Raw genomic sequence first — 26,300 nt, 5'->3', positions numbered from 1 at the left:
TATTTGTTGACGGTTTTTTATCAAATTCGCAGTTTGCACACCGGTGCGGTTATGCTACAATAGGGGCGGGGAGTGATACTATGAAAATCGACCGTGCCCGCGCGCAGCGGGCCTTTGCCGACTATGCTGCGCATTACAACACCGCTGACCCGAAGGTAAAGCTTAAGATCGACCACACCTACCGCGTGGCAGCCCTCTGCGGCAGGATCGCCGAAAGTCTTTCGCTGCCGCAGCAGGACATCGACCTTGCATGGCTGAGCGGCATACTGCACGATGTGGGCCGCTTTGAACAGCTGCGCCGGTACAACACCTTTATTGATGCGCAGTCGGTCAGCCATGCCGCGCTGAGCGTCTCGGTCCTGTTTGACGAGGGGCGTATCCGGGACTATCTCGATGACACCAACGCCGACAGCCTGCTGCGCGCGGCGGTGGAATGGCACAGTGCCTTCCGCCTGCCGGACGGGCTGGATGAACGCACGCAGCGGTTCTGCCAGATCCTGCGGGACGCCGATAAAATCGACATCCTGCGCGTCAATGTCGAGACCCCGATGGAGGAAATTTACAATGTCACCACAGCCCAGCTGCGCCAAAGCCCTGTGACCCCGGCTGTGCTGGACGCCTTTTATGAGCATCACTGCGTGCTGCACAGCCTGAAAAAATGGCCCGCGGACAACGCCGTGGGCCATGCATCTCTGGTATTTGAGCTGTGCTATCCCGAAAGCTTGCGGATCGTAGACGCGCAGGGGTGGCTCTGGAAGCTGCTGGCCTTCAAAACCGACAACCCCGACACCGCACAGGCGTTTGAAAAGATCGCCGCAGAAATGAAGCGGTGGCTCAAAGCCAACGGCTGTTAAAGTCCCTGCACTAAAATCACTGCAATCAGCACGGGCAGTACATATTTGAAGTAGGGCTTGACCCAGCGCGGCATTTTGAGACCGTCACCGGTGTTGCACTCAGCCGTGTAGCCGTCAAAGCCCCAGCCCCAGCGGGTGACGCAGAACAGCAGATACACAAGGCTGCCGCCCGGCAGAAGCAGGTTGCTGACGAGGAAATCCTCGAAATCCAGCACGGTGGAACCGGCACCCAAAGGCTGGATAAAGCTCCAGACACTGTAGCCCAGCGCACAGGGCAGCCCCAGCAGGACGAGCGCCGTCATGCCGATGACGCAGGCCCTGCGGCGGTCCCAGCCAAAGTTTTCGCAGGCGCAGGCGATGAGGTTCTCAAACACGGCAATGACCGTGGAAAAGCTTGCAAAGGTCATGAACAGGAAAAACAGCGTGCCCCACAGCCGTCCGCCCGCCATATTCGTAAAGACATTGGGCAGCGTGATGAAGATCAGGCTCGGGCCTGCATCGGGCGCAATACCGAAGGAGAAGCAGGCCGGGAAGATGATCAGCCCCGCGCAGACCGCCACAAAGGTGTCCAGCACGCAGATGCGCGCAGCCTCACCGGGCAGGGTAAAGCGGCGGTCCATATAGCTGCCAAAGATCTCGATCGCGCCGATGCCAAGACTCAGCGTAAAGAAGGACTGGTTCATTGCCGCCGTGATGACATTCCCAAGGCCCTGCTCGGCAGCGCGCCCTGCATCCGGCAGCAGGTAGAAGGCAAGTCCCTCGCCCGCGCCGGGCAGCGTAAAGCTGTGGACGACCAGCACCAAAATCAGCACCAGCAGGGCGCTCATCATCCATTTGCCGACCTTTTCCAGCCCGCCCTGCAGGCCGCGGCCGCAGACGATGAAGCCCGCCACCGTGATGACAGCCATCCAGAACACCATCTCGGCAGGGTTGGCCAGCATCTCGCCAAAGACGCTGCTCGCCTGCTCAGCGTTCAGTCCGTCAAAGCTGCCTGTCAAAAACCGGACAAAGTAATCAAGCATCCAGCCTGAGACGGTCGTGTAATACATCATCAGCAGCGTGCAGCCCGCCATGCAGAACCAGCCGTGGATATGCCACTTACTGCCCTCCGGCTCCAGCGTCTTGTACGCGGCGCGTGCTGCGCCGCGGCCCGCCCGGCCGACTGCCAGCTCCATCGTCAGCACCGGCAGCCCCATAAGCACCAGAAAAAGCAGGTAGAACAGCACAAAGATACCGCCGCCGCACTGCCCCGTGACGGTGGGAAACCGCCAGACATTGCCGATGCCGATTGCGCAGCCGGCGCTGACAAGGATGAAGCCAAGGCGCGAGCCGAAGCCCTCTCGTTGTTTTTGGGATTCCATACGATTCCTCTTTTCTCACAAAGTAGTATTATTATAGCGTATCACGGCGAGGCTTGCAAGAGGTGAATCACGGTGTTATAATTATGGCAACACCCGTAGTGTGGCGTACATACTAATGCGTAAGGAGTTAAATATGCTTCGTTTTGAATGTGACTATGGCGAGGGCGCAGCCCCCGCCGTGCTGGATCTTATGCAAAAGACCAATTTTGACCAGACCCCCGGCTATGGGGAGGATGCCTACTGCGCCAAGGCCGCCGCGCAGATCCGGCTGCTCTGCGATGCACCGGATGCTGCCGTGCATTTCTTTGTGGGCGCAACGCAGGCCAATCTGACGGTTATTGCCGCGGCACTGCGGCCGTGGCAGGGCGTGCTGTGCGCTGACACAGGCCATATCCATGTCCATGAGACCGGCTCCATCGAGGCCACCGGCCACAAATGTCTGGCACTGCCGTCCAAGGCAGGCAAGATCACTGCGCGCCAGATCCGCAAAGCGGTCGAGGAGCACCGCGCAAACGCCAGCCATGAGCATGAGGTTCAGCCCGGCATGGTCTACCTCTCCAACCCGACCGAGGTCGGCACCCTTTATACAAAGGAGGAGCTGACCGCCATTTCCGCCGCCTGCTATGAGTTGGGTCTTTACCTGTTTGTGGATGGCGCCCGCATGGCCTACGGCCTGACCAGCCCCGCCAACGACCTGACGCTGCAGGACTATGCGGCGCTCTGTGATGTGTTTTATCTGGGCGGCACCAAATGCGGCGCACTCTTTGGCGAGGCAGTCGTCATCACCAACGATGAGCTGAAGGGTGATTTCCGCTACTGCATCAAGCAGCACGGTGGCATGCTGGCCAAGGGCCGCCTGCTGGGTGAGCAGTTCCTTGCCCTGCTGGACGGCGAGGACGGCAGCGGCTGCAGCCTATATTTCACGATGGCCAAAAAGGCTGACGAGCAGGCGCTGCGCATCCGCGCCGCCTTCGAGGAAAAGGGCTGCGGTCTGCTGCACGATTCCCAGACGAACCAGCAGTTCTTTGTCCTGCCCGATGCATGGTACGAAAAGCTGGCTGAGGGCTATGCCATGACCCACATGGGCAAGCCCGACAAGCACCACACCGCTGTGCGCATCTGCACCAGCTGGGCGACGAAGGACGAGGCAGTGGAACAGCTTCTCGCCGATGTAAAAGCCCTGTAAACGGTCTTTTTCAATACCCCCGCAGCAAAAAAATCCCGCATCCTTGCGATGCGGGATTTTTTGCTGCCAGTCAAAGCAGCGCCGTATTATGTGGTCACTTCTGCACGCGCTTATCGCACTTGATAGCCAGCTTTGTGCCGACGGTCTGCAGGATCTGCACCAGCACGACCAGCAGGGCCGTTGCAAAGAACTCCAGCACAACATTAAAGCGGTAATAGCCGTAGTTGATGGCGATCTTGCCCAGACCGCCGCCGCCGATGATACCGGCCATAGCGCCGTAGCCCATGATGGTGGTAGCTGCGATTGTCACATTCGCCACAAGGCTCGGCATGCTCTCGGGGACCATGACCTTCGTGATGATCTGCAGCGGCGTTGCGCCCATGCTCTGGGCGGCCTCGATCACGCCGCCGTCCACCTCACGCATGCTCGTCTCGACCAGACGGGACACAAAGGGGAAGGATGCGATGACCAGCGGCACAATGGACGCCACCGTGCCGATGGAGGTGCCCACAATGGCGCGGGACAGCGGAATGACAATGATCATCAAAATCAGGAAGGGCACACTGCGCAACAGGTTCACAAGGCCGTTGAGCAGCGCCATCAGCCAGCGGGGCAGGGGACGCACGCCGCCCTGCTCACCGGTGACAAGGCAGACCCCCAGCGGCAGGCCGATGACCAGCGCCAGCAGGGTCGCAACTACGGTGGACCAGATGGTCTCCCATGTTTCAAACGGAATGGTGGGCAGAATCTGCATGAATGTCTGCCAGTCCTTGCCTGCAAAAAACTCTGCCATCAGCCGTTCACCTCCTCATAGGTAATGCCGGGATAGTTCTTGATATAGTCGAGCGCTGCGGCCGCCTTATCATCGTCAGGCAGGGCCAGCAGCATGGTGCCCAGCGTCTGGCCGTTCACGATGCGGGTATCCGCCGCCATGATGGACACCAGCGCGCCGCACTCAATGGCAAGGCTTGCGACCAGCGGCTTATCGGTGGTCTGGGTGCCGCCGAACGCTACGCGCACCAGCTTGTGGCCGGGCAGCGGCTCCGCCTGAGGCGCACCGGCAGGGTAGACGAGCCGCCGTGCCGCCTTGGAGGTGGGGTGGCTGAAGATGGCCTGCACCTCGCCCTCCTCCACGACCGTGCCGTTGTCCAGAATGGCCACGCGGTTGCAGACCTCCTCGACCACGCTCATCTGGTGGGTGATGATAACGACCGTGATGCCCAGCTCGCGATTGATCTTCTGGATCAGCTGCAGGATAGCATGGGTCGTGTTGGGGTCCAGTGCGCTGGTTGCCTCATCGCAGAGCAGCACCTTCGGGTCGGTTGCCAGCGCGCGGGCGATGGCGATGCGCTGCTTCTGGCCGCCGGACAGCTGCGCCGGGTAGGCGTCCGCCTTATCGGGCAGGCCTACCAGCTCCAGCAGCTCACGGGCGCGGGCCTCGGCCTTGTCCCGGGGGACCTTGGCCAGCTCCATCGGGAACATGATATTGCGCAGGCAGGTGCGCTGCATCAGCAGATTGAACTGCTGAAAGATCATTGTGATCTCGCGGCGGGCCGCGCGCAGGTCGGCTGCGTTCAGCTCCTGCATCTGCTTTCCATTGACGATGACCTTGCCCTCATCGGGGCGCTCCAGCATGTTGATGCAGCGTACCAGCGTGGACTTGCCGGCGCCCGACATGCCGATAATGCCGTAGACATCCCCGTCCCGAATCGTCAGGTTGATGTCGTTCAGTGCAATGACCGTGCCGCCCTGCGTGGCAAAGCGCTTGGTCAGGTGTTGCAATTCGATCATGGGTTTTCTCCCTCATTTACAAAGATAGCGAATGAGCGCAAAAACTCATTCGCTATAGATTGTACTCTATATTCCGGCAGGTTGCAAGGGTTTTCTTTGCGGCTGCCGGCGGGCGCATATGGAATGCGCCCCTACAATTTCGCTGCTTGCCGTACCGTAGGGGCGGATTCTATATCCACCCGTGCCCGTTCACGGCTGTACGAGGCATTTTCTTAGAAGATGGGCACGACCGCGCCGTCATAGGTGCTGTTGATGTACTCCTTGACCTTGTCGCTGGTCAGGGCGGCGTACAGGGCCTGAATGGCGGGGTCGTTCTCGTTGCCCTCCTTCACGACAAGCACATTGGCGTAGGTCTGGGCAGCCTCAGAGGATGCATCCTCGGTGGCAAGGGCGTCCTTACCAACGGAGAAGCCAGCCTCCATCGCGTAGTTGCCGTTGATAACGGCGAAATCAACGTCCTGCACGGTGCGGGGCAGCTGTGCAGCCTCGATCTCCTCGATCTTCAGGTTATGGGGGTTCTCGGTGATGTCGTTGATGGTCGCGGTCAGACCGGCGCCGTCACGCACGGTGATCAAGCCCTGAGCGGCCAGCAGCTGCAGGGCGCGGGCCTCGTTGGTGGTGTCGTTGGGCACGGCGATGGTCGCACCGTCCGCGATAGCGGCAAGGTCATTGCTCTTGCCCGGATAGATGCCGAACGGCTCATAGTGGACAGCGCCAACGCTGACGAGGTGGGTGCCGTTCTCCTCGTTGAAGCTGTCGAGGTAGGGGGTGTGCTGGAAGTAGTTGGCATCGACCTCGCCGCTCTCGGTGACAAGGTTGGGCTGCACATAGTCGCTGAACTCAACGACCTGCAGGTCGATGCCCTGCTCGGCCAGAACCTCCTTGGCCACATTCAGGATCTCGGCATGGGGCGTGGGGGAGGCGGCGACCTTCAGGGTCGTGCCGGCCAGCTCGCTGGTCTCAGCGGTGGACTCGGCGGCAGATTCCGCAGCGCTGGAAGCAGTGCTTTCAGCGGGGGCAGCCTCGGAGGTGGAGGCGGAGGAGCCGCAGGCGGCGAGGCTCAGGGCCAGAGTAGCGGCAAGCGTTGCAGAAATGAGTTTTTTCATGATATATTCTCCTTTATAATTGTCAGGTGTGTTGTTGATTGAATGTGTGTTCCCTCTATTTTCAACACATTCGCACACCGGGCTGCTTGTAAACGGGGCCTCTTGTCATAGTTACAAACTTCCTTTCCAAACAAAAGCGGGATGTCGGCTTTTACCCCGGCATCCCGCTGCAAGTTTTCATTACGCGCTGTATTTTGCGCACAAGAAAGCTGGCACAGGCTGCCGGAGCAACATGCACATGCACATCATCATCATACCGGAACGATAAGCCGTCATTGGTCTGTACCCCTTTCTCTCGTGATTGGTCAGCGGTCATTTGCTTTCCATGGCTCACAGTATACGCCTGTGAACCGGTTCTGTCAACACCTTCTTGCATAAAAATGCACATTTCGTCGATTTGCATATATCCTACTGTGTTAGTAGGTAGTAGACTTGCAAAATTCCCAGTATTATGCTATGATTAGTCTTACTAATTCCGATAAAGGGAGCATCACCATGAAATTTTCGACCCGCGACCGTTATGCCTTGCGCCTGATGGTGGAGCTGGCCAACCGCCCCAATGACCTGATCCCGCTGAAGGATATCAGCGACAAGCAGCGCATCAGCTTAAAATATCTGGAGCAGATCGTCACCCCGCTGGCAAAATCCGGCCTTGTTTCCAGCGTGCGCGGCGCACAGGGCGGCTACCGTCTGGCCCGCCCGGCTGCACAGATCACCTCCGGCGAGATCCTGCGCGCCGTAGAAGGGGAGCTGACAGCCATTCCGTGTCTGGCTTCTGCGGTGGATTGTCCCCACCGCGGCCAGTGCCACACGCTGGATTTCTGGTCCGGCCTGAACGATTTGATCAACAAATATGTGGACGGCATTACGCTCGAACAGCTGCGCACCATGCCGGAGGTGCCGGAGATTTCCCCGGAAACTTCCGAAAATTGCGAGACCGACCTCTAAGTGCTGCCATGTAGGGGTCGGGCATGCCCGACCCGCGTGTGTAAGGCCGCCGACTGCTTGCGGGAAAGCCGCGGGCGGCACATCTGCCGCCCCTACAACTCTGCCTTGCTTTTAAAAGAAAGCACCGCCCCATCTGCCATATCAGCAGATGGGGCGGTGCTGTTTATGATTGCGTTATCTCAATCAAGGAATATCACAGATTAAAATACCGCTTGGCATTATAATAGCTGATGCCCTCAACGATCTTCTGCAGGGCCTTTTCATCGTTGGGGTACTGGCCGTTCTCGACCCAGTTGCCGATCAGATTGCACATCAGGCGGCGGAACAGCTCATGGCGGGTGTAGCTCAGGAAGCTGCGGCTGTCGGTCAGCATACCGATGAAGTTGCCCAGCAGGCCCAGACGCGCCAGCGTCTTCATCTGCTGGTACATGCCGTCGTCAGTATCGCAGAACCACCAGGCGGAGCCAAGCTGGATCTTGCCGGGGATCTCGTCATCCTGGAACGCACCCAGAATGGTGCCCAGCATGTCGAAGTCGGCGGGGTTCAGGCTATACAGAATGACCTTCGGGCAGGCGTCCTCTTTGGTCAGTGCGCTCAGCAGGCTGCTGATGGTAGCGCTGCAATCGGTCACGGCGATCATATCAAAGCCGGTGTCGGGGCCGAGCTTGCGGTACATCTTGTCGTTGACATTGCGCAGGCAGCTGTAGTGCATCTGCATGACAACGTTGTGCTTCTTGTACAGGGCACCCAGCTTCAGCAGCAGGTAGGTGGTGTACTCGTCGCCTTCCTCCTTGGTCAGGGTCTCACCGGCCATGGCCTTCTTGAAGGCAGCAGTCGCTTTCTCAGCGTTCGTTTCGGCGAAGGGGATGTAGTCCAGACCGTGGTCAGAAGCGCGGCAGCCCATCTCGACGAAGAACTCCAGACGTTCTTCCAGCGCACTGACAACGCAATTTGCGCAGGCAAACTTGCGGCCCACAACTTCCTCCAGCTTATGGATGTAATCGGCGAAGCCCTCCTTGCGGATGTTCAGGGCCTTGTCGGGGCGGAAGGAGGGAGCAACCACGACCTTGATGGTCGGGTCTTCCTTGATCTTCTTGTGCCACTCGAGGGAGTCGATGGGGTCGTCGGTGGTGCCGACCATGGCGACGTTGCTCTGCTCGATCAGGCCGCGGACGGTCAGCTTCGGGTCATGCTGCAGCTTGTCGTTGCAGAGGTTCCAGACCTCCTCGGCCGTCTCACCGTTCAGCACGCCCTCATAGCCGAAGTACTTCTTCAGTTCAAGATGGCACCAGGTATACATCGGGTTGCCGATGGCCATCTCCAAGCTCTCGGCAAACTTCTGGAAGCGCTCACGGTCAGGCTTGTCGCCGGTGATGTACTCCTCGGGCACACCGTTGGAGCGCATCACGCGCCACTTATAATGATCGCCGAAGTAGTAGTCGCTGCCGTCGGCCAGCACCTGATGGCCGCCCAGCCAGACCTGCGCGATGTTCTCAAAGCGGCGGTCCTCGTAGATCTCCTGCGGGGGGATATGGCAGTGGTAATCCACGATGGGCAGCTTGGCCGAATAGTCGTGGTACAGATGCTGCGCAGTGGGGGTCTCAAGCAAAAAGTCCTTGTCCATAAACGCTTTCATGTATAGACGCTCCTTTTGTAATGGATATAATCGGATGCAGCCGCCGAGGCCCGATAGCACAAACCTTGCGCATCTCAAATGCCCCAAAACGGCATACTCTGTTACTATTATACATAACAAAAACTGCTTGCACAAGTTGCAAAAATTGCTTGATACCCTAAATTATAGCTAAAAAACTATAAACAATGTTGTGCAACTTGTGGAAAGCAAAAAACAGCGCAAAATATGTGCGCTGTTTTTTTATTGCATCTTGACGAAATCGGGCAAAGAAAATACAATGTTAGGTAACAAGGCGTACCGCAGCACCCATGCCGCAGTACCAGAATGGTTTATGATTATAAGGAGAAAGCGTCTATGGAAACCTTGAATTATGATGTTCTTGCGAAATCCGGCTATAACGGCTACATTCTGAAAAACGCCCCCGAAAAGGTCCTGCAGTTCGGCGAAGGCAACTTCCTCCGCGCATTTGTTGACTATTGGTTCGACCTTGCCAACGAGAAGGCTGACTGGAACGGCAAGTGCGTTCTGGTTCAGCCCATCGCCCCGGGTCTGGCCAAGATGATCAACGAGCAGGAGGGTCTGTACACCCTCTACCTGCGCGGCAGCGAAAACGGCCAGAAGGTCGATGACAAGCGCGTCATTTCCAGTGTTTCCCGCTGCCTGAACCCGTATGAGGAGGAGGGCTTCCGTCAGATGATGGAGGTTGCCGCCAGCGACGATCTTGAGATCATCGTTTCCAACACCACCGAGGCCGGCATCGTCTACGACCCCGCCTGCAAGCTGGAGGATGTTCCTGCATCCAGCTTCCCCGGCAAGCTGACTCAGGTGCTGTATCACCGCTATAAGGCCGGCAAGAAGGGCATCATCATGCTCGCCTGCGAGCTGATCGACAACAACGGCAAGGAGCTGCTCAAGTGCGTCAACCAGTACATCGAGCAGTGGGGCCTTGAGGACGGCTTCAAGAAGTATGTCAACGAGGACTGCACCTTCTGCGGCTCTCTGGTCGACCGCATCGTCCCCGGCCGCATCCGCGACCCGAAGGAGGTTGCCGAGCTGGAGGAAAAGCACGGCTACGCTGACCCGCTGCTTGATGTCGGCGAGGTCTTTGGCGTCTGGGTCATCGAGGGCGACACCAAGCTGAACGACGTGCTGCCCTTCCGCAAGGCCGGTCTCGAGAGCCATGTCTTTGTCACCCCCGACATGAGCCCGTACAAGAAGCGCAAGGTCCGCATCCTGAACGGCGCCCACACCGGCTTTGTGCTGGGTGCCTACCTCGCCGGCTTCGACATCGTGCGCGACTGCATGCATGACGAGACCGTTCTGGGCTACATGAACAAGATGCTGCTGCAGGAGGTCGTGCCCATCCTGCCGCTGGATCAGGACGATTGCAAGAAGTTTGCCGCCGCCGTGGAGGATCGCTTCAACAACCCGTTCGTCAACCATGAGCTGATGAGCATCTCTCTGAACTCCACCTCCAAATGGCGCGCCCGCAACATGCCCTCCTTCCTTGAGTATGTCGAGAAGAACGGCAAGCTGCCCACCTGCCTGACCATGAGCTTTGCCGCATACATTGCCTTCTACAGCAATGATGTGCAGGAGTTGACCGACAAGGGTCTGGTCTGCAAGCGTGCCAAGGGCAACGAGTACACTGTCTCCGATGACCGCTGGGTCCTCGAGTTCTACAATGCGCACAAGAACGACAGCATCCCCGCGCTGGTCCATGCCGTCATGACCAACGAGCAGATGTGGGGTCAGGATCTGACCAAGGTTCCCGGCTTTGAGGAGGCCACCGTCAAGAATCTGACCAACATCCGCGAGAACGGCGCGCTGGCTGCTTACAAGAGCTGCCTGTAAGCCCATAAAGGCTTCTCCCCGAGGGACTGCGCCCGCAGGCGCGTGTCGGAGCGCAACCGCCGAAGGCGGCTCTTAGCGCGTAGACTGAAGCTGTCACCGAAGGTGACTGATGAGGGGCGCGTTCGCTATTGCTGCCCGCAAACGGGTTGCCGCCGTAACGCCGCCCCTCATCCGACCGCGCGCCGCGCGGCCACCTTCCCCCAAGGGGGGAAGGCTTAAAACGTACCCCATTGGGGCCGGAGGATGCCCTCCGGCCCCACTTTTATTATTAGTAAGGAGGCATCTTATGCCCATTGCCATTAAGATCAATCCCGCCGATAATGTAGTCGTTGCCCTGCACCCCATCGCCAAGGGCACCGCTGTTCCCGTTGACAACACCACCGTCACCGCTGTTGAGGATATTCCTCAGGGCCACAAGATGGCCATTGCCGCCATCAAGGCGGGGGAGAATGTCATCAAGTACGGTTTCCCCATCGGCCATGCCACGGCAGACGCCGTGCCCGGCACCTGGATGCACACCCACAACATCAAGACGAATCTTTCCGGTGAGATCGAGTACAGCTACCATCCCGATGTCCACCCGCTGACCCCCGCCCCCGCCGAGACCTTTATGGGCTACCGCCGCAAGGACGGCCGCGCCGCCATCCGCAACGAGATCTGGATCATCCCCACGGTCGGCTGCGTCAATGACTGCGCCAAGGCGCTTGTGCGCAACAATCAGGATCTCGTCACCGGCAGCATTGACGGCCTGTACACCTTTACCCATCCGTTCGGCTGCTCCCAGACCGGCCATGACCACGCGCAGACCCGCAAGCTGCTGGCCGCGCTGACCCGCCACCCCAACGCCGGTGCCGTGCTGGTGCTGTCTCTGGGCTGCGAGAACCTGACCCATGACCAGTTCCTGGCTGAGCTGGGTGAGTACGACCACGACCGCGTCAAGTTCCTGACCTGTCAGGATGTCGAGGATGAGCTGGTGGCAGGCCGCGAGATTTTGAAGGAGCTGGCCGCCTACGCCGGGCAGTTCCAGCGCGAGGCGATTCCCGCAAGCGAGCTGGTCATCGGCATGAAGTGCGGCGGCTCGGACGGCCTGTCCGGCATCACCGCCAACCCGACCATCGGCCGCTTCAGCGATATGCTGTGCGCCCGCGGCGGCTCCACCGTGCTGACCGAGGTCCCCGAGATGTTCGGCGCCGAGGGCTTCCTGATGGACCGCTGCCAGAATGAGCAGGTGTTTGAGAAGGCCGTCAAGATGATCAACGGCTTCAAGGAATATTTCATCAGCCACAATGAGGTCGTCTACGACAACCCCAGCCCGGGCAACAAGCAGGGCGGCATCACCACACTGGAGGATAAATCCTGCGGCTGTGTGCAGAAGGGCGGCTCTGCGCCGATCATGGATGTCATCGACTACGGCGAGCCTGTCACCACCAAGGGCCTGAACATGCTGTACGGCCCCGGCAACGATCTGGTCAGTGCCACCGCGCTGACGGCAGCCGGTGCCCACATGGTACTGTTCAGCACCGGCCGCGGCACGCCGTTCGGCGCGCCGGCCCCGACGCTGAAGATTGCCACCAACAGCCAGCTGGCTGGCAGGAAAAAGACATGGATTGACTTCAACGCCGGTGTGGTCGCGGATGGTGAGCGCACGCTGGACGAGGCCGGCGCCGACCTGTACCGGCTGGTGCTGGATGTTGCCTCCGGCAAGCAGACCTGTGCCGAGAAGAAAGGCTTCCGCGAGATCTCGATTTTCAAGGACGGCGTTGTATTGTAAGCCTGTTTGTGGTATAATTAAACACGAAAAAAACCACTACGCTGTAGGGGCCGGGCATGCCCGGCCCGCAACTTACCCGCAATCGGGTGCTTTCCACAAAGTTGCGGGCCGCACATGTGCGGCCCCTACGTGCATACAAAGGAGAGCCTTATCATGTCTACTCTGACTACCGGCACCTATGAAAAATACGGTGCTTCCTACAAGACCCTGACCCTGACCGATGGAGAGTACGCCTTTACCGTCACCCCCGAAAAGGGCGGCATGGCCACCTCCTTCACCAAAAACGGCGAGGAATACCTCTGGCTGCGCGACAAGAATTTTGAATCCACTGATCGCCCCCGCTGCGGCATCCCCATTCTGTTTCCCAACTGCGGCAAGCCCGATGACGGCGTACATCACTTCGGCGGCGCAGCCTATCCCATCGAGGTCCACGGTCTGGCCGACCTGCTTCCCTGGCAGGTCAAGACTGCCGACGATTCTGCCATTGAGCTGACTCTGACGCCCAACGGCCTGACTAAGTTCGTCTACCCGTTCGACTTTGCGCTGACGATGCGCTATACCCTTTGCGGCAGCACTGCCACGCTGGCGCTGACCGTTGCCAACACCGGTGACAAGGCGCTGCCGTTCAGCGTTGGTTTCCACCCTTACTTCGGCGTGACCAAGCTCGACAATGTCTCCTTTGCCATTGACGCCGCCACCTGCAGCGAGAGCGCCAAGGGCGAGCAGCCCGCCGCGCCCGAGACGATCACACTGACCCGCAAGGAGGGCAGCGCTGACTCCATCCGCCTGCTGACCGGCGTCAAGAGCCCGATGCAGCTGACCGATGCCGGCAACGGCCACAAGGTCACGGTCAGCTTTGACGAGAGCGTCTTCTCCAACGGCGTGCTCTGGCAGCAGGACGCCGAAAGCTTCGTCTGCATGGAGCCGTGGAACGGCTGGGCAAACTCCGTCAATGAGGCAGGCCATCACATCGAGCTGAACCCCGGCGAGAGCAAGGAGTTCAAGTGGAGCGTGACCATCGGGTAAGGCAGTAGGGGAGGGATTCATCCCTCCCGCGGTGCATTGAGGACGCCGCCCCTACAAGCGTTGCGAGGTAGGGGCCGCACATGTGCGGCCCGCAGCCTTACCGTAAAAGCGCTTTTGCCGTACAGTTGCGGGCCGGGCATGCCCGGCCCCTACAACGATGCCAATAAAAAAGGACATCCGCCAATTACGAGCGGATGTCCTTTTTATTGTTTGAAAGCTTCTTTGTTTACTTTCTTCTCGAAGAAAGTAAATCAGCCCGGCTGCTTGCCGATGTAGGCGAGGATGCCGCCGTCAACATAAAGAATCAGGCCGTTGACGAAGTCGGAAGCCTCGGAAGCGAGGAACACAGCGGGGCCGCCCAGATCCTCGGCCTTGCCCCAGCGCTCAGCGGGGGTCTTGGCAACGATGAACTGGTCGAACGGATGACGAGAGCCATCGGGCTGGATCTCGCGCAGGGGCGCGGTCTGCGGGGTGGCGATGTAGCCGGGTCCGATGCCGTTGCACTGGATGTTGTACTTGCCGTACTCGGAGGCAATGTTCTTGGTCAGCATCTTCAGACCGCCCTTGGCAGCAGCGTAGGCGGAGACAGTCTCGCGGCCCAGCTCGCTCATCATGGAGCAGATGTTGATGATCTTGCCGCCGCCCTGCTCGATCATATCGGGAATGACAGCCTTGGCAACAATGAAGGGAGCGTTCAGGTCAACATCAATGACCTGACGGAACTGGGCAGCGGTCATCTCGATCATCGGGATGCGCTTGATGATGCCGGCGTTGTTGACCAGCACATTGATGTGGCCGACGTCGGCAGTGATCTTCTTGACCATCTCATTGACAGCATCCTCGTTGGTGACATCGCAGACATAGCCGTGGGCCTCGATACCGGCCTCCTTGTAGGCAGCCAGACCCTTATCGACCAGCTCCTGCTTGATGTCGTTGAAAACGATGGTGGCGCCGCAGTTGGCCATAGCGGTGGCAATGGCAAAGCCGATGCCGTAGGATGCGCCGGTAATCAGGGCGACCTTGCCGGTCAGGTCAAAGGATTTCGGGGTGCAAACAGACATGATGCAAAACCTCCTAAAGTTTGTAACAGTCATATATTCCAGCGCCCATCACTGGGGCGCAAGAATTAAAGTAAATGGTTGCGCATATCTTGCGCAAGCCGGCGCAAAATATGTGCGTTTCTTGCGGTCAGCGCAAATCAGTCGTGGCGATATTATCCATATCATCGAACTCCATGTTCTCGCCGCCCATGGCCCAGATAAAGGTGTAATTCGATGTACCTACGCCGCTGTGGATGCTCCAGGAGGGGCTGATGACAGCGTCATAGTTATGCATGACAATGTGGCGGGTCTCAGTAGGCTCACCGCACATGTGGAAAACCGCCTGCCCCTCGGGAACCTCAAAGTAGGTGTAGATCTCCATGCGGCGCTCATGGGTATGGCTGGGCATGGTGTTCCAGTTGCTGCCCGGCTCCAGAGCGGTCATGCCCATCGACAGCTGGCAGGTCTTGAGGACGCTGGGGTGGATAAACTGATTGATGGTGCGCTTGTTGCAGGTCTCCACAGAGCCGAGGGGACGCTTGGCAGCCTGCTCGATGGTGATGAGCTTATTCTCATAGCTGCAGTGGGCCGGGGCCGATACCATGTAGAATTTAGCGGGATGCGCCGGGTCGTCACTCTTGAAGGAGACCTTCTCGTTGCCCTTTGTGATGTACAGGCAGTCCTTGTAGTTCAGGTGATACTCTTTGCCGTCAGCCGTGACCGTACCGGCACCGTCACCGATGTTGAAGATGCCGATCTCGCGGCGCTCGAGGAAATAATGGGTGCCGAAATTGGCCCAGACATCGATGCCTTTGTCGATGGGCACTTCCTCATGCACCGGCATGCAGCCCAGCGTGACCATGCGGTCCACATGGCTGTAGACGGCCACGACCTCATCGGCCTTGTACAGGCCGGTGATCAGCATCTCCTTGCGGGTCTCCTCCGTTGTATAGCGCTTGAAATCGCGCTGGTTGCAGGAATAGCGAATATCCATACAGCGACTGCCTCCTTGACAGGTGTGTGTTTGTGAGCAAACATATTTTGCTATTGTTACCCTTATTATACAGCATTCCGCGCCGGTAACATAGTGGCAGTATTGCACAATTATTGTGTTTTGTTTTTGTGCAATTTATTGATGAATAATTTTCACTTTACAAATTAGCAGCTTTCAAGTATACTCATGTCAGTGTCACGGCCGCGAAGAAGCGGCCCGGCCCGACCCGGAAGCACCGGGTCGGGCCGATCTATTGTCAAAAACGAAGGAGCAGCCCCATGCTTACATTGGATAAGATCTACCACGCAAAATTTATTCTAAAACAGGTCGCCCGCAAAACCGATCTGATCGCAGCACCCCGGCTGTGCCCCGGCACGGACCTTTATTTAAAGACCGAGAACCTGCAGGTCACGGGCAGCTTCAAGGTGCGCGGCGCTTACTACAAGATCAGCCAGCTCAGCGAGGAGGAGCGTGCCAAGGGCGTCATCGCCTGCTCGGCCGGCAACCACGCACAGGGCGTGGCGCTGGCCGCCACCCGCATGGGTATTAAAAGCGTGGTCTGCATGCCGGACGGCGCCCCTATTATGAAGGTAGAGAGCACCAAGCGCCTCGGCGCGGAGGTCGAGCTGGTCAAGGGCACCTACGATGATGCCCACGACCGCGCAGTGGAGCTGCAGGAGCAGACCGGCATGACCTTCATCCACCCCTACGATGACGAGCTCGTCATTGCAGGGCAGGGGACCATCGGCCTTGAGATCCTCGACCAGCTGCCCGATGTAGACGCGGTCATCGTGCCTATCGGCGGCGGCGGCCTGATCTCCGGCGTAGCGTTTGCCATCAAGAGCCTGCGCCCCGAGGTAAAGGTCTACGGCGTGCAGGCTGCCGGTGCCCCCAGCATGGAGCATGCCTTCCACGACCACAAGTACGAGACACTGGACAGCGCCGTGACCTTTGCAGACGGCATTGCAGTCAAGACGCCCGGCGAAACGACCTTTGAGATGGTGAGCCAGTATGTGGACGACATCGTCACCGTAAGCGAGGACGAGATCGCCGCCGCCATCCTGGCCCTGATGGAGAACCAGAAGCTGGTGGCCGAGGGAGCCGGTGCCACACCGGTGGCAGCCGCGCTTTTCGGCAAGCTGCCGCTGGCGGGCAAAAAGACCGTCTGCCTGATCTCAGGCGGCAACATTGATGTAAACATCCTCTCCCGTGTCATCACGCGCGGTCTGGTCATGAGCGGCCGCAAGACAAACCTGATGATCGCGCTCGAGGACAAGCCCGGCCAGCTGAGTCTGGTCAGCGACATCGTCTCGGGCTGCGGAGCCAATGTCGTGAGCGTCCACCATGACCGCAGCGATGCAAACATGGCCATCACAAGCTGCTTCCTGAAGCTCGGCCTTGAGACCCGCGATGCCGCCCAGATCGAAACGATCAAGCAGAAGCTGACCGAAGCCGGGTTCAAGCTTGTGACGGAGCGCGCCTGATTCTTATGCTATGTAGGGGCGAACATTGTTCGCCCGCGGAAGCTTTGCGGCAGCGCTGACTTCCCGGGTCGTCGAGGACGCCGACCCCTACGCGTAGGGGCGGATTCCATATCCGCCCGCGGATGTTTCTGCCGCCGCGAACGAGCACGGGCGAGCATTGTTCGCCCCTACATAGTGGAGAAATTTTATACCTTGACGCCCGCTGCCAGCAGCTCGACAAACTGCTTGGCAACGCGCGGGCTGCGCCCACCGGCACGGATGGCGAATGCCGCGCCCTTGATGTACAGCTGGTCGCTGGGCATCTGGATGCCATACTGCTTCGCCAGCTCGAGCAAGATGCGCTCATAGCGGTCCTTGTCAGGCTGCTGGAAGGTCACCGTCAGACCGAACCGCGCTGCCAGACTCATCAGCTCCTGCCGGGTATCTGCCGCATGCAGGTCATCCCCGCTGCGGTCAGCCATCGTCTCCTTGACGAGATGGCGGCGGTTGCTGGTCGCATAGACCGCCACATTATGGCTGCGCCCGCCGACACCGCCCTCTAAGATCGCCTTCAGCGCCGCAAAGTTATCATCGTTGGCAGAGAAGCTCAGATCGTCAATAAAGAGGATGAATTTCAGCGGATTGTTCGCCAGCTCGTCCATCAGGGCGGGGATCTGGTAAAGCTGGTTCTTCTTGACCTCGATCAGCCGCAGGCCGTCCGGCGCAAGCTCGTTGGCAACGGCCTTGACCGTGCTGGATTTGCCGGTGCCGGCATCGCCGTACAGCAGCACATTGTTCGCGGGGCGGCCCTCCAGCAGGGCGCGGGTGTTGGCGATGACCTTTTCCCGCTCCTGCTCATAGCCGGGCAACTCGCTCAGCCGCTGCGGGTCGGGGTAGCGCACCGGCACCAGGCGGCCATCCTCCAGCGCAAACACATGGTAGCGGGCAAACATACCGTAGCCCTTGCGTCCGGCCGCCGCGCGGCGCGCCTCATAGGCCGCGCGGTAATCCGCATCCGGCGTGGTCTGCCAGCGGGGCAGAAACGCCGCCGCGCCGGGGAACACCTCGTCCAGCGTGGCGCGCCCCAGCTGCTGCAGAAAGTCCAGCTCATCGGCCAGCGCCTTTTCCAGCACAGGGCCGGCATCCTGCCCGGCCGCCACACGCAGGCAGAGGTTTTCCTCCTCCAGCACGGTATTCAGCAGGGTATCCGTCCAGTTCGTGCCGCGGGCAAACAGCTCCGCCTCCAGCGCGGCGATCGCGCCCGTCAGCTCGTTTTCCTCCGCCGCCAGCGCCGCGCGCAGCGCACGCAGCGGCTCCGCTGCCAGCAGGCCGCGAAACACCACAAGCCCATCCAGATGGGCCAACCATTCCTTACGCAACATATTCATTATTCCTTTCCCAAGAAAAACACTCTTTACCCCAGTATAACTGCCGCGACAAAAAGTTGCAAGGCTTGTTGCAGATTTTTCAAAGAAGTCTTGACAAATGTGCAAAAGTACGGTATAGTTTATCACAAATCCAGACAATGCTTGGATGGGAAGGTAGTAACGGCCCCCGCACCCTACAGAGAACTGCCGGTCGGTGCAAGGCAGCAGGGCAGCAGACCGCGAACTGATCCCGGAGCAGACCGCTTGAATCTCACCAGTAGGGCGGTACGGGTGCACCCGTTACAGTGCCGGACCTTGTTGGAGGTTCATGAGGCGGGGGCACAGCCCCAATAAGAGTGGTACCGCAGAGTCGTGTTTTTACAGGCTTTGTCTCTTGGAATACGAGGGGCAAAGCCTGTTTTCATTTATTGCCCCATACCGGGGGCATGTAGGGCATGCCGCCCTACAGCTTCCCGGTAAGCAGTGTCAGGCAACAGGAAGGAGCAAGCATCATGAAATTGACCGGTTCGCAGATCTTCGTTGAGGTACTGGTCGAGCAGGGCGTGGATACCCTGTTCGGCTATCCCGGCGGTGCCGTGCTGAATCTGTATGACGAATTGTATAAAAATTCTGACCGTATACGCCATGTATTGACCGCGCATGAGCAGGGTGCCTCCCACGCAGCGGACGGCTACGCCCGCGCGACCGGCCGCACCGGCGTGGTGCTGGCCACCAGCGGCCCGGGTGCCACAAACCTTGTCACCGGCATCGCCACCGCCTATATGGACAGCGTACCGATGGTCGCCTTCACCGGCAATGTGGCCACGACCCTGCTGGGCAGAGATTCCTTTCAGGAGGCCTACATCGAGGGCATCACGATGCCGATCACCAAGCACAACTACACGGTCCGCCGTGTTGAGGATCTGGCCGATACGATGCGCGCCGCCTTCCGCATTGCCCAGTCGGGCCGCAAGGGCCCCGTGCTGGTCGATATTCCGAAGGACATCACCGCCGCCAGCTGTGAATTCACCCCCAAGGCACCGGAGCTGATCCGCACCGTGACCCGCTACGATGAGGAGGAGGTCAAGGCTGCCGCCCGGATGATCAACGAGGCGGAGCGCCCCATCGTCTACTTCGGCGGCGGCGTGCGCAGCGCGGCGGGCTGCCAGCCCCTGCGCGACCTGCTGGAAAAGACCGGTATGCCCGCCACCTACACCCTGATGGCCGCCGGTGTGCTGAGCTACGGCGAGCCGCACAATCTGGGGCTGCTGGGTATGCACGGCTGCTACGCCGCCAACAAAGCCATTGATGAGGCCGACCTCGTCATTGCCGTTGGCACCCGGTTCAGTGACCGTGTGGCTCTGAACCCCAACACCTTCGCCAAGCGTGCCAAGATCATCCAGATCGACATCGACCCGAGCGAGCTTGGCAAAAATGTCGCGGTAGACCTGAGCCTGACCGGCGATGCAAGCTATATCCTGCAGGCCATTTTGCCCTATGTCGAAAAGACCGAGCACAAGCTCTGGATGGAGCAGATCCGCGGCTGGCAGAAAAACGACTACAAGCCTGTGGACAGCGAAACCGAGCTGAAGCCCCATCAGATCATTGACGAAATCTGCAATCAGGCCGGCCCCGAGGCCGTCTATGTCACCGATGTAGGCCAGCACCAGATGTGGGCAGCACAGTATCTGCACCACACGAAATCCCGCGGTTTCCTGACCAGCGGCGGTTTGGGCACGATGGGCTTCGGCTACGGCGCGGCCATCGGCGCGCAGATGGCGCTGGGCCGCGACGCCCGCGTTGTCATGCTGACCGGCGATGGCTCCTTCCACATGAACCTGAACGAGGGCTGCACCGCCGTCAGCTATGAGCTGCCCATCATCACGGTCATCTTCAACAATCAGGTGCTGGGCATGGTCCGCCAGTGGCAGACGACCTTCTATGAGAAGCGCTACTCCGACACCGACCCCCACCGCCGCACCGATTTCGTCAAGCTGGCCGAGGGCTTCGGTGCTAAGGGCTACCGCGCCGAGACACCCGCCGAGTTCAAGGCGGCCTTCGCCGATGCGATGAAGCAGAAGGGCCCCAGCTGGATCGACTGCCGCATCGGCAAGGACGAGAAGGTGCTGCCGATGATCCCCGGCGGCGGCAGCATCAACGACATCATCATGGAATGAGGTGACACGCATGGAACAGAATAACAGCACCCGGCGGGTCATCAGCCTGCTGGTCGATAACTCCAACGGCGTTCTGGCGCGCATTTCCAGCCTGTTCTGCCGGCGCGGCTTCAACATCGACAGCCTGACGGTCTCGGCCACCAACGACCCCGCTGTCAGCCGCATCACCGTTACGCTGCGCGGCACCGAGCAGGCGCTCAACCAGTTGATCCTTCAGACCGAACGCCTTGAGGTCACCCGCCAGATCTTTGAGCTGGACCCCGACAAGAGCCTGCAGCGTGAGCTGCTGCTTTTAAAGGTAGCGTGCGATGCCGGAAACCGCGCCGCCCTGCGGGAGATTTCCAGCATTTACAAGGCCAAGATCATCGACCTGTCACCCGACAGCATGATCTTTGAGCTGACCGGCAAGCCGGACAAGATCGATGCCTTCCTCGCAATGCTTCAGGATTACGACATTCTTGAGCTTTGCCGCACCGGCGTCACCGCATTGGAGCGCGGCGGCAAGCACCAGCACATGCAAAAGCCCGCGCAGGAGGTCGGAGAGGCACAGCTGCCGCTGCCGGGGACGCACTGCCATTGAGCTGCTCGTAAATTTTCAATGCCTGTAGGGGCGGATTCCATATCCTCCCACCGTAGGCTGCACTGCACGGGCGCATATAGAATGCGCCCCTACGGATTTTTATTTTCGTTTCCCAATTAAAATTACAAATATAAAAAGTATCAACAACAAAAGGAGACACCACAATGGCTATCAACAAGTATTACGATTCCGATTGCAACCTCGGCGTGCTCGACGGCAAGACCGTTGCCGTCATCGGCTTCGGCTCTCAGGGCCACGCCCACTCCGAAAACCTGGCCGAGAGCGGCGTCAATGTGGTCGTTGGCCTGCGCAAGGGTTCCGCCCACTGGGAGAAGGCCAGCGAGTTTGCCGCCACCCATGAGAACTTCAAGGTCATGGAGGTCGAGGAGGCTGCCAAGGCCGGTGATGTCGTCATGATGCTCGTGCCCGATGAGCTTTGCGCCGACATCTACAACACGCAGGTTGCCCCCTACATGACCGAGGGCAAGGCACTGGCCTTTGCACACGGCTTCAACATCCACTTCAAGACCATCACCCCGCCGAAGAATGTTGATGTCATCATGATCGCCCCCAAGGGTCCCGGCCACATCGTCCGCCGCCTGTACACCGAGGGCGAGGGCTGCCCCTCCCTGATCTGCGTGGAGCAGGACTACACCGGCAAGGCCAAGGAGATTGCTCTGGCTTACGCCTCCGGCATCGGCGCAGGCCGCGCCGGCATCCTCGAGACGACCTTCAAGGAGGAGACCGAGACCGACCTGTTCGGTGAGCAGGCTGTCCTCTGCGGCGGTGTCTGCGAGCTGATCCAGGCAGGCTTCGACACGCTGGTCGAGGCCGGCTATGCCCCCGAGATGGCCTACTTTGAGACCTGCCATGAGATGAAGCTCATCGTTGACCTCATCAACGAGGGCGGCTTCTCCAAGATGCGCTATTCCATCTCCAACACTGCCGAGTACGGCGACTACCGCACCGGCAAGCGCCTCATCACCGAGGACACCCGCAAGGAGATGAAGCAGGTCCTGAAGGAGATTCAGGACGGCACCTTTGCCAGTGAGTTCCTGACCGAGATGAGCCCCAAGGGCGGCCGCAAGACCCACTTCCTCGCACAGCGCCGCATCGCTGCCAACCATCCCATCGAGAAGGTCGGTGCCGAGCTGCGCAAGATGATGAGCTGGCTCAAGAAGTAATTATAAGATAACGCTCTAAGCCTTCCCCCGAGGGGGAAGGTGGCCCCGCAGGGCCGGATGAGGGCAGGGCGCCCGCAGCATCCCGTTTACGGGCAGCGGCGCAAGGCCGCCCCTCATCCGCCGCTTCGCGGCACCTTCCCCCGCAGGGAGAAGGCATTTTATTTGAAAACGGAGAAAACCTTATGAACAGCGATAATGTCAAAAAAGGCCCCGAGCGGGCACCGAACCGCAGCCTGTTCTATGCGCTGGGCTACACCCCGGAGGAGCTGGACCGCCCGCTGATCGGCGTTGTTTCCGCCTACAGCGAGATCGTCCCAGGCCACGCCCATCTGGATAAGATTGCCGATGCCGTCAAGGCAGGCGTTCGCATGGCGGGCGGCACCCCCATCCTCATTCCCGCCATCGGCGTCTGCGACGGTATCGCCATGGGGCATGTGGGCATGAAATACTCCCTTGCCAGCCGCGAGCTGATCTGCGACAGCGTCGAGACGATGTTCATGGCCCACCAGCTGGACGGTCTGGTACTGGTCCCCAACTGCGACAAGATCGTGCCCGGCATGGTCATGGCTGCAGTGCGGATGGATGTGCCTGCGGTCGTCTGCAGCGGCGGCCCCATGCTGGCGGGCCGCTACGGCGGCGAGGAGGTCAGCCTTTCCAAGATGTTTGAGGCGGTCGGTGCCTACAAGGCCGGCATGATCGATGATGCCCAGCTGGAGGACTGCACCTGCAACTGCTGCCCGGGCTGCGGCTCCTGCTCCGGCATGTACACGGCCAACAGCATGAACTGCCTGTGCGAGGCCATCGGCATCGCTCTGCCCGGCAACGGCACGATTCCCGCCGTTTATGCCAAGCGGCTGCAGCTGGCCAAGCACGCCGGTATGGCCGTCATGGATCTCGTCAACCGCGGCGTGACCGCGCGCCAGATCATCAACGAGCGCTCGATCCGCAACGCCCTGACCTGCGACATGGCGCTGGGCTGCTCCACCAACACAGTGCTGCACCTGCTGGCCATCGCGCAGGAGGCGGGCTGCCCGATCGACCTTGCGCTTTTCAATGAGATCAGCGCCAAAACGCCGAACCTCTGTCATCTGGCACCCGCAGGCCCGACCCACATGCCCGACCTGTATGAGGCAGGCGGCATTCCGGCCGTGCAGGCCGAGCTGGCCAAAAAGGGGCTGCTCGACCTCGCGGTTCCCACCGTCACCGGCAAGACACTGGGAGAGAACATCGAGGGCGCGAAAATCCTGAACGACAAGGCCATCCGCTCCATCGACAACCCCTACAGCCAGACCGGCGGTTTGCAGATCCTGTGGGGCAACATTGCGCCGGACGGCTGCGTTGTCAAGCGCAGCGCTGTTGCGCCCGAGATGCAGGTCCACAGCGGCCCGGCCCGCGTCTTTGACAGCGAAGATACCGCCATTGCGGCCATCTACGCCGGCGAAATCCACCCCGGTGATGTGGTCGTCATCCGGTACGAGGGCCCCAAGGGCGGCCCCGGTATGCGGGAGATGCTCAACCCCACCAGCGCGCTGGCAGGCATGAAGCTGGATACGACCGTGGCTCTCATCACCGACGGCCGCTTCTCCGGTGCGTCCCGCGGCGCAGCTATCGGCCATGTCAGCCCCGAGGCTGCCTCCGGAGGCCCCATCGGCCTTGTCAAGGAGGGGGACACCATCGAGATCGACATCCCGAATGCCTCCATCCACTTGGCCGTCAGCGAGGAGGAGCTTGCCGCCCGCAAGGCCGCCTACATCCAGCCTGAGCCGAACATCAAGACCGGCTGGCTGGCACGCTATGCCCGGCTGGTCACCAGCGCAAATCTGGGTGCGGTGCTGAAGTAATCCGCAAAATAAAAAGTGCTGCTTTCCGCAATGGATCGCAGCACTTTTTCTTGCTTTGTAGGGGCCGGACATGTCCGGTCCTCAGCTTTGCCGTTGGCACCCCTTGACTGGTTGCTTTGTAGGGAGGGGTCTTGACCCCTCCGCGGCGGCCAGAGGACTGGCCGCCCTACAATTCACCCGAAAAGTACATGCCTGCCCTGCGGGGCGTCGGGGACGCCGCCCCCTACAGGTTGCGCACTTTTTTGTGCGCTTCCGCCAGCTGCAAATATTCTTCTTCGTTGGCTTTGATTCCGGTGGCCTGCTCCGCACTGACCGGGCGCACGACCTTGCCCGGCACCCCGATGACAAGGCTGCCTGCCGGGATGACCGTCCCCTCCGGCACCAGCGCCCCGGCAGCGATCAGGCAGCCGTCCCCGATGACCGCTCCGTTCAGGATCGTGGCGTGCATCCCGATCAGGCAGTGGTCGCCCACTGTACAGCCGTGGACGATGGCCCCGTGCCCAATGGATACCCCCTTGCCCACCTTGACATCCAGCCCGGGGCCTGTGTGCAGTACGGCGTTATCCTGCACATTGGTGTTCTCGCCGATGGTGATGCAGCCCGTGTCGGCGCGCAGCACCGCACCGTACCAGACGCTGCTCTCCTTCGCAAGGCGCACACAGCCCGCCAGTGTTGCGTTCTCCGCCACAAACGCCGCACCGTGATCGGCAGGGGAGCGCCCATTTATTGTGATAAAAGCCATAGGGTTTCTTCCTTTCGATACCGTCCTACGGGGCGTCCATATCCGCCCGCCCTCAACCATTATACCGCCGCAAAACAAAATTGCAAAGACCTAACCGAATATGGTACAATATCCCTGTGAAATAAAAGGAGTTGTACTATGGCAATCAAAATGATCTGCAGCGACATTGACGGTACGCTGCTGCAATATGGCCGCAAAAAGCTGGAGGGCGAGATCTTTGATCAGATCCGCGCTCTGCATGACCGCGGCATCCTGTTCTGCCCGGCCTCCGGACGGCAGTACACCAGCCTGCGCCTGCTGTTTGAGCCGGTAGCCGACTGCTGCGTTTTTCTGTGCGAGAACGGCGGCGTCCTGTTCAAGGACGAGCAGTGCATTGCGGAAAATCCGATGCCCCGCGCTCTGGCCGAGGAAATTGCCCACGACCTGTGGGAGCGCAGCGACGGTCAGGGAGAGGTCATGCTTTCCGGTCAGAACTGTGCCTACCTGATGGAGCGGGGCCTCGGCATGCTCGACCGCATCCGGTTCATCGGCAACCGGTACAAGGTCATTGCCGACCCGTCCGAAATTCCGGAGGAGATTGTCAAGGTGTCGGTCTATCTGCACGAGGGGGTCGCGCCCTATGTCGACCGCTTTGTGCCGCGCTGGCAGCAGGCCAACTGCGCGGTGGCCGGCCCCTACTGGATCGACACCACGACCGCAAACAAGGGCATCGGTGTAGAATCGCTCTGCAGTGTGCTGGGCTTTGCCCACGATGAGGTGATGGCGTTCGGCGACAATTACAACGATGTAGCCATGCTGGACCTTGTCGGCACCCCCTACATTATGGACAGTGCCGCCGCGCCCCTGCGTGCGCGCTACCCCCTGCACACCCCTCGGCCGGAGGATGTGCTGCGCGAATTTCTACAGAAATAGGGCATATATGCCGCCGCATGGACGAAACGCACACCGCCGCACGAAAATTCTAGACAATTTGGCCAAAATTTCAGCGCGTTTTCGGCCCTTTTTCCGTTGACGCAGACGGATTAGTATGTTATTATAATAACAGCTTATTGAATTGCACTGCACTCTATCTGCCGTGCATTTATGGGAGGAAAAAGCTATGAAAGAATTCACCTATACCATCAAAGAACCCGTCGGCATCCATGCGCGTCCTGCCGGCATGCTGGCAAAAGAGGCCAAGAGCTGCCAGAGCACCGTCACCATCGTTGACAAGAACGGCAAGTCTGTTGACGCCACCCGCCTGATGGCCCTGATGGGCATGGGCATCAAGTGCGGCGACACCGTCACCGTCCAGATCGAGGGTGCTGACGAGGAGACTGCCGCCCCCGCCATGGAGAAGTTCTTCAACGAGCATCTGTAATTCCGATTTTACGGCCGCG

At 59.7% G+C, this 26,300-nt stretch carries 23 protein-coding genes and 1 other annotated feature; of the genes, 13 read left to right on the top strand and 10 right to left on the bottom strand.

Translation table 11 applies throughout. The features are described from left to right. Positions 1-80: 80 nt before the first annotated feature. Positions 81-854, top strand: a complete 774-nt coding sequence (locus OGM67_07065) for an HD domain-containing protein (GenBank protein ID UYJ36061.1) — start codon at positions 81-83, stop codon at positions 852-854. Here the strand turns inward: OGM67_07065 and OGM67_07060 are convergent. Next, complete coding sequence (locus tag OGM67_07060) at positions 851-2,215, bottom strand: sodium-dependent transporter (protein ID UYJ36060.1); 1,365 nt, start codon at positions 2,213-2,215, stop codon at positions 851-853. The genes OGM67_07065 and OGM67_07060 overlap by 4 nt on opposite strands. Positions 2,216-2,348: 133 nt before the next feature. Between OGM67_07060 and OGM67_07055 the strand changes: the two genes are divergently transcribed. Beyond that, positions 2,349-3,401 (top strand): aminotransferase class I/II-fold pyridoxal phosphate-dependent enzyme, encoded by a 1,053-nt coding sequence (locus OGM67_07055; GenBank protein ID UYJ36059.1) that lies wholly within the window; start codon positions 2,349-2,351, stop codon positions 3,399-3,401. 94 nt (positions 3,402-3,495) lie between these two features. Here OGM67_07055 and OGM67_07050 read toward each other — a convergent pair whose 3' ends face one another. The 4 genes from OGM67_07050 to OGM67_07035 all read right to left on the bottom strand — a co-directional run bounded on the left by OGM67_07050 (position 3,496) and on the right by OGM67_07035 (position 6,701). Beyond that, entirely contained in the window at positions 3,496-4,194 is a 699-nt protein-coding gene (locus OGM67_07050; protein ID UYJ36058.1) for an ABC transporter permease, read from the bottom strand. Then, a complete protein-coding gene (locus OGM67_07045; GenBank protein UYJ36057.1) occupies positions 4,194-5,192 on the bottom strand; it encodes an ATP-binding cassette domain-containing protein in 999 nt (332 codons plus the stop codon). Before OGM67_07045 ends, OGM67_07050 begins: the two co-directional genes overlap by 1 nt. A gap of 212 nt (positions 5,193-5,404) precedes the next feature. After that, positions 5,405-6,301, bottom strand: coding sequence for a MetQ/NlpA family ABC transporter substrate-binding protein (locus tag OGM67_07040; protein ID UYJ36203.1), 897 nt, complete (start codon positions 6,299-6,301; stop codon positions 5,405-5,407). Positions 6,302-6,449: 148 nt separating this feature from the next. Continuing rightward, a complete protein-coding gene (locus OGM67_07035; protein ID UYJ36056.1) occupies positions 6,450-6,701 on the bottom strand; it encodes a hypothetical protein in 252 nt (83 codons plus the stop codon). Positions 6,702-6,793: 92 nt separating this feature from the next. Between OGM67_07035 and OGM67_07030 the strand changes: the two genes are divergently transcribed. After that, positions 6,794-7,246, top strand: coding sequence for an RrF2 family transcriptional regulator (locus OGM67_07030; GenBank protein UYJ36055.1), 453 nt, complete (start codon positions 6,794-6,796; stop codon positions 7,244-7,246). 193 nt (positions 7,247-7,439) lie between these two features. Here OGM67_07030 and uxaC read toward each other — a convergent pair whose 3' ends face one another. Then, positions 7,440-8,882: a glucuronate isomerase gene (gene uxaC / locus OGM67_07025; protein UYJ36054.1), complete on the bottom strand. Its 1,443-nt coding sequence runs from the start codon at positions 8,880-8,882 to the stop codon at positions 7,440-7,442. A 354-nt stretch (positions 8,883-9,236) separates the two neighbouring features. Between uxaC and OGM67_07020 the strand changes: the two genes are divergently transcribed. The 3 genes from OGM67_07020 (at position 9,237) to OGM67_07010 (ending at position 13,533) form a co-directional block, all read left to right on the top strand. Continuing rightward, positions 9,237-10,736, top strand: a complete 1,500-nt coding sequence (locus OGM67_07020; protein ID UYJ36053.1) for a tagaturonate reductase — start codon at positions 9,237-9,239, stop codon at positions 10,734-10,736. A gap of 286 nt (positions 10,737-11,022) precedes the next feature. After that, complete coding sequence (locus OGM67_07015) at positions 11,023-12,507, top strand: altronate dehydratase family protein (GenBank protein UYJ36052.1); 1,485 nt, start codon at positions 11,023-11,025, stop codon at positions 12,505-12,507. Between the two features lie 153 nt (positions 12,508-12,660). Continuing rightward, positions 12,661-13,533 carry an aldose epimerase gene (locus OGM67_07010; protein UYJ36051.1) on the top strand — a complete coding sequence of 291 codons (873 nt, stop codon included), beginning with the start codon at positions 12,661-12,663 and terminating at the stop codon, positions 13,531-13,533. A 251-nt stretch (positions 13,534-13,784) separates the two neighbouring features. Here OGM67_07010 and OGM67_07005 read toward each other — a convergent pair whose 3' ends face one another. Next, the gene (locus OGM67_07005; GenBank protein ID UYJ36050.1) at positions 13,785-14,594 is read right to left on the bottom strand and encodes a gluconate 5-dehydrogenase; all 810 of its coding nucleotides are present in this window, start codon (positions 14,592-14,594) and stop codon (positions 13,785-13,787) included. Between the two features lie 127 nt (positions 14,595-14,721). Continuing rightward, a complete protein-coding gene (kduI, locus tag OGM67_07000; GenBank protein ID UYJ36049.1) occupies positions 14,722-15,567 on the bottom strand; it encodes a 5-dehydro-4-deoxy-D-glucuronate isomerase in 846 nt (281 codons plus the stop codon). A gap of 278 nt (positions 15,568-15,845) precedes the next feature. Between kduI and ilvA the strand changes: the two genes are divergently transcribed. After that, positions 15,846-17,051, top strand: coding sequence for a threonine ammonia-lyase (gene ilvA / locus OGM67_06995; GenBank protein UYJ36048.1), 1,206 nt, complete (start codon positions 15,846-15,848; stop codon positions 17,049-17,051). A 185-nt stretch (positions 17,052-17,236) separates the two neighbouring features. On the opposite strand, the gene OGM67_06990 is transcribed toward ilvA, so the two are convergent. After that, positions 17,237-18,412, bottom strand: a complete 1,176-nt coding sequence (locus tag OGM67_06990; protein ID UYJ36202.1) for an ATP-binding protein — start codon at positions 18,410-18,412, stop codon at positions 17,237-17,239. A gap of 139 nt (positions 18,413-18,551) precedes the next feature. Beyond that, positions 18,552-18,795 (top strand) — a binding site (T-box leader). A 114-nt stretch (positions 18,796-18,909) separates the two neighbouring features. On the opposite strand from OGM67_06990, the gene ilvB reads away from it, so the two are divergent. From ilvB to ilvD, 4 genes are all read left to right on the top strand, one after another. Further along, positions 18,910-20,574 carry a biosynthetic-type acetolactate synthase large subunit gene (ilvB, locus tag OGM67_06985; protein UYJ36047.1) on the top strand — a complete coding sequence of 555 codons (1,665 nt, stop codon included), beginning with the start codon at positions 18,910-18,912 and terminating at the stop codon, positions 20,572-20,574. A 10-nt stretch (positions 20,575-20,584) separates the two neighbouring features. Next, positions 20,585-21,154, top strand: a complete 570-nt coding sequence (gene ilvN, locus OGM67_06980; GenBank protein ID UYJ36046.1) for an acetolactate synthase small subunit — start codon at positions 20,585-20,587, stop codon at positions 21,152-21,154. A gap of 164 nt (positions 21,155-21,318) precedes the next feature. After that, entirely contained in the window at positions 21,319-22,338 is a 1,020-nt protein-coding gene (ilvC, locus tag OGM67_06975) for a ketol-acid reductoisomerase (protein ID UYJ36045.1), read from the top strand. A gap of 182 nt (positions 22,339-22,520) precedes the next feature. Beyond that, a complete protein-coding gene (gene ilvD / locus OGM67_06970) occupies positions 22,521-24,179 on the top strand; it encodes a dihydroxy-acid dehydratase (GenBank protein ID UYJ36044.1) in 1,659 nt (552 codons plus the stop codon). Positions 24,180-24,402: 223 nt separating this feature from the next. On the opposite strand, the gene OGM67_06965 is transcribed toward ilvD, so the two are convergent. Continuing rightward, on the bottom strand, positions 24,403-24,921 hold the full coding sequence (locus tag OGM67_06965; GenBank protein ID UYJ36043.1) for a gamma carbonic anhydrase family protein: 519 nt from the start codon (positions 24,919-24,921) through the stop codon (positions 24,403-24,405). 138 nt (positions 24,922-25,059) lie between these two features. On the opposite strand from OGM67_06965, the gene OGM67_06960 reads away from it, so the two are divergent. Next, a complete protein-coding gene (locus OGM67_06960) occupies positions 25,060-25,833 on the top strand; it encodes a Cof-type HAD-IIB family hydrolase (GenBank protein UYJ36042.1) in 774 nt (257 codons plus the stop codon). 187 nt (positions 25,834-26,020) lie between these two features. Continuing rightward, positions 26,021-26,281, top strand: coding sequence for an HPr family phosphocarrier protein (locus tag OGM67_06955; protein UYJ36041.1), 261 nt, complete (start codon positions 26,021-26,023; stop codon positions 26,279-26,281). The last annotated feature ends 19 nt before the right edge of the window (positions 26,282-26,300 follow it).

It is taken from the genome of Oscillospiraceae bacterium (genome assembly GCA_025757985.1).
GTDB lineage: Bacteria > Bacillota > Clostridia > Oscillospirales > Ruminococcaceae > Gemmiger.
Note: the sequence above shows the minus strand (reverse complement) of the source record. Positions and strands in the feature narration are given on the sequence as shown.